Raw genomic sequence first — 4210 nt, 5'->3', positions numbered from 1 at the left:
ATCGCTTCGGCCTCCGTCTCCCGCTTCTTCGCGAGGCCGAATTCGTCGATCACGACGCCCGCGACGACGGCGACGCGGGCACCCGCGCTCTCGAGGGTGTACTCGGCGACGTTGCTCGAATCGTATCCGGGAATCGCCATACTGGAGGCAGGTGCTCGAGACCTATGGCCCTGTACCGTGCGTTCGCCGGCCGGTGGTAGTCGGTGTCACGTGACGGTCGCGGTCGTCGCCACGGGCCGGTCGCCTAAATACCACGACCGAATCGAGACGAATCCTTTTATCGCAGCGCGAACCTATCACGTACTGTGTCCGAGACCGGGTATATGCGCTTTTTCCCGTACGACCGGCCGTACGAGAATCAGCGCGAGGCGATGGACCGCATCCACAACACCCTCGGGCGGGGACAAAACGTCCTCTTCGAGGGTGCCTGCGGGACCGGCAAGACGCTCTCGTCGCTCGTGCCGGCCCTCGAGGTGGCCCGCGAGCGGGACAAGACGGTCGTCATCACGACGAACGTCCACCAGCAGATGCGCCAGTTCGTCGCCGAAGCCCGCGCGATCACGCGAGAGGAGCAAATCCGCGCGGTCGTTTTCAAAGGAAAATCGTCGATGTGTCACATCGACGTCGGCTACGAGGAGTGTCAGGCCCTGCGGGACAACACCCGCGCCGTCGTCGACGCCGAACGCGACCGTGAGCAACTCGAGCGCCGGCAACGCGAACTGCTCGCCGAAAGCCAGGACGGCGACGGATCGGCGGCCGACGCCCGCAGCGCCGTCATGGACGAACTCGAGGACATCGAGGAGCAACTCGAGGATCTCGAGGACCAGAACGTCTGCGAGTACTACCGGAACAACCTGACCGAAGACACGGACGACTTTTTCGGGTGGCTCTTCGAGGACGTCCGGACGCCCGACGAGATTTACGAACGCGCCGAACAACAGCAGTTTTGCGGGTACGAACTGCTGAAGGAGGGGATCGAGGGCGTCGACCTGGTCGTCTGTAACTACCACCACCTGCTCGACGCCACGATTCGCGAGCAGTTCTTCCGCTGGCTGGGCCGCGATCCGGACGACGTGATCGCCGTCTTCGACGAGGCGCACAACGTCGAGGATGCCGCCCGCGAGCACGCGACGAGAACCTGCTCCGAGCGGACCTTCGACTCCGCGCTGGACGAACTCGCCGACGCCGACGACCCGCGCTCGGAAGACGCCGCCAACGTCCTCTCGGCGTTTCACCGCGCGCTCGTCGAGACGTACGAGGACTCGTTCGGCTTCGGCGAACGCGAGGGGATCGGCGAGAGCTGGGAGGACGTCCCCATCGCCAACGAGGACCGCAAGGACGACCTCACCCTCGAGTTCCTCCAGCGCTACTCCGGGCGGGGAATCGAGGACGACCTCGAGGCCGCGATGAAACTCGGCCAGGAACTGGACGAACAGTACGAGGAGGCCTACCGCGAGGGCGAGACGGCCACGCGGACGGAGTGTCAGACGCTGGGGGCCGCGGCCTTCGTCAGCGCGTGGATGTCGGAGAGTTCGACGCAGGGACTCTACCCGGTCGTCTCCGTCACCCGCGACGCCGGCACGGACGAAGTCTACGGCCGCGCGGAACTGTACTCCTGTCTTCCGCGGCAGGTGACCGGCCAGCTGTTCGACGAGATTTACGCGACCGTCCTGATGAGCGCGACCCTCCAGCCGTTCGACGTCACCGAGAACGTCTTGGGCCTCGAGGACGCGGTGACGATGGCCTACGGGCTGCAGTTCCCCGAGGAGAACCGTCGAACGTACGCCGTCGAGACGCCGCCGCTATTCTCCTCGGATCGCGACGACCCCGCGGTCCAGGAGACGGTGACGGAAACGATCCACGACGCCGTCCGGATGACGCCCGGCAACACGCTCGCCTTCTTCCCCAACTACGGCGAGGCGGGGCGCTACGCCGACCGGCTCGAGCGCCGCAGCGACCGGACGGTCTACCTGGACGAGCCCGGCGAGTCCGTCGAGGCGCTCCGCACGCAGTTCGTCGCGAACGACGACGCGGTGCTCTGTACCTCGCTGTGGGGGACCCTCGCGGAGGGGGTGAGCTTCGACGGCGACGACGCCAACACGGTGCTGGTCGTCGGCGTTCCCTACCCGCATCTGGACGATCGGGCCGAGGCGGTACAGGAGGCCTACGACGTGGCCTTCGACGGCACCGATACGGGCTGGCGCTACGCCGTCGAGATTCCGACGGTCCGCAAGACCAGACAGGCGCTCGGCCGGGTCATCCGCTCGCCCGAGGAGGTCGGCGTTCGCGCGCTCCTCGATCGGCGCTACTCGCGCTCGGCGAAGTCGGATCTCGGAAAGTACAGCGTCAACGGCACCTTCCCGCACGAGGAACGCGAGGAACTGATCGACATCGGTCCGGACAAGCTCAAGTTCGCGATGCGCAACTTCTACGGCGACCACGAGGCGTACGGCGGCGAGCCGCCGGCACCCTGACCCCCTCGAGTCGCGCCGTCACGGCGTCACTCGGTCGGTTCGATCGTCACGTCGGCCGCGCCGTTCGTGACGATCACGAGGTGCGTTCCGCCGCTGTCGGTCGTCACGTCGAACGTCTCCGACTCCGAGATCGAACGCGTCCCTATGGGCCCGTTCTCCGCGTGATCGAGTCGGAAACTGATACTGTCGGATTCGACCGTCGTCTCGTTTTCGGGTTCGGCGACGGCGACGTTCTCGACGGTCACGGTCAGTTCCTCGCCTGCCTCGGCGTTGAACTCCGCCGTCTGCTCGTCCTGAACCGTCGAATCGACGTAGCCATCGTCCGTGAAGCTTGTCAACTCACTACACCCCGCGAGAAGAACCGCTGCCGAACCCGCGACAACTGTGCGTCGGTACATGGCTACGAGATAGCGAGACCGTCGGGTAATAGCCACCGGACGGCTCACAGTTCGATTCCCGGCTCGATCTCGCGATCCGCCAGTCCGTCGGCGATCAGTCGCCGGTCGGCGGCTCGAGGGGGTCCCACGCGTCGTAGCCGCCGGCCATACTCGCGACCCGTTCGGCGTCGCCGTACTCGTCGATGAGGCGTGCGGCCTGGACCGACGTCTGGCCGATGTAACAGTAGACGACCACGTCGTCGGCCCAGTCGCGGTCGACGACGGTCTCCTCGAGTTCCTCGATAGTGACGTGTTCGGCGTCGGGGAGGTGCCCCTCGGCGTAGTCTTCGTCGCTCCGGATGTCGAGCAGGTCGAACTCGTCGTCGCGCTCGATACGCTCTCGGACCGTCTCGGGGGTGAGTTCGTCGACCATTATCGTTTCCGGAGGTAGATGCGGTAGACCGCGTCGCCGCTGCGCCACACCTGCGCGTCGGCGTCGTCGCCGACGGCTCGGGGCACGTTTTCGGTACAGGGGACGTGATCCGTCTCCTGGACGAGGAGGTCGCCCGACTCGAGTCCCTGAAGCCCCTTCTTGGCCTCGACCTGCGGGTAGGGACAGACCTCGCCCATCATGTCCTGGACGAGGTCGGCCTCCTCGAGGAGTTCGTCGGCTCGGTCGTCGCTCAGTTCGTCCGGTGCGTTCGTGACGTCGTCGATGGATGGCATTGTATCGTGTTTCCGTGGTCGGAGTGGTTTGTAGTTGGCGAACGATTCGTTCTCAGATCGCACAGCCGACTTCGCGGTAGATCCAGTGAGTCATCACGTAGACGCCGGCGACGATGCCGATCGCGGCGATGAACGAGTGGACCGAGAGCTCCGCGATGCCGGAGTAGATGTTCCCGATGTTGCAGCCGGGGGCGAGCCGCGAGCCCGCTCCCATCATGAGACCGCCGACGATGGCGTTGGGCAGCCGTCGGCGCTTCGGGATCCGCACGGAGAAGTCGCCGCTCCAGAGGGCGGCGAGGAACGCGCCGACGATGACGAAGCCGATCATCACCATGTCGACAGTCACGCCGACGCCCTGTCCCTGAAAGAGGACCGACCCCCAGTACTCGAACGATCCCGCGTCGACGCCGACCTTCGAGAGGAGATAGCCCGTCCAGCGGGCTTCGGGACCGGTGACGCCGACGATGGAGACCTGGCTGAACCAGAGCACGGCGGCGGCGGTGATCCCGAGCGCGGCGGTCCGCGGATCCCACGGCTGCTTGCTCGAGGCGATCGGATGTCGCCACGCGCGAGCGAGACTCCGGAAGTACGCCGCCGTTCCGCGAGCGAACCCGCGGAGACCCACGACCGGTG

General features: G+C 66.1%; 5 protein-coding genes. 1 reads left to right on the top strand and 4 read right to left on the bottom strand.

The features are described from left to right. The first annotated feature begins 305 nt into the window (after nt 1-305). Complete coding sequence (locus tag PGX04_RS19315) at nt 306-2474, top strand: ATP-dependent DNA helicase (protein WP_273740000.1); 2169 nt, start codon at nt 306-308, stop codon at nt 2472-2474. Nucleotides 2475-2500: 26 nt separating this feature from the next. On the opposite strand, the gene PGX04_RS19310 is transcribed toward PGX04_RS19315, so the two are convergent. From PGX04_RS19310 to PGX04_RS19295, 4 genes are all read right to left on the bottom strand, one after another. Beyond that, nucleotides 2501-2812 (bottom strand): hypothetical protein, encoded by a 312-nt coding sequence (locus tag PGX04_RS19310; protein WP_273739999.1) that lies wholly within the window; start codon nt 2810-2812, stop codon nt 2501-2503. A 154-nt stretch (nt 2813-2966) separates the two neighbouring features. Then, nucleotides 2967-3284 (bottom strand): rhodanese-like domain-containing protein, encoded by a 318-nt coding sequence (locus tag PGX04_RS19305; protein WP_273739998.1) that lies wholly within the window; start codon nt 3282-3284, stop codon nt 2967-2969. Then, nucleotides 3284-3577, bottom strand: a complete 294-nt coding sequence (locus PGX04_RS19300; protein ID WP_180839799.1) for a sulfurtransferase TusA family protein — start codon at nt 3575-3577, stop codon at nt 3284-3286. The genes PGX04_RS19305 and PGX04_RS19300 overlap by 1 nt, the downstream gene beginning before the upstream one ends. Nucleotides 3578-3629: 52 nt before the next feature. Continuing rightward, nucleotides 3630-4210: YeeE/YedE thiosulfate transporter family protein (locus PGX04_RS19295; protein ID WP_273739997.1), on the bottom strand; the 581-nt coding region annotated here is incomplete at its 5' end.

Source organism: Natrinema soli (assembly GCF_028618695.1).
Note: the sequence above shows the minus strand (reverse complement) of the source record. Positions and strands in the feature narration are given on the sequence as shown.

What these genes read in the sequence shown, in the direction of transcription:
- PGX04_RS19305 (WP_273739998.1), bottom strand. Translation starts at nt 3,284, where the DNA reads ATGGTCGACGAACTCACCCCCGAGACGGTCCGAGAGCGTATCGAGCGC.
- PGX04_RS19300 (WP_180839799.1), bottom strand. Translation starts at nt 3,577, where the DNA reads ATGCCATCCATCGACGACGTCACGAACGCACCGGACGAACTGAGCGAC.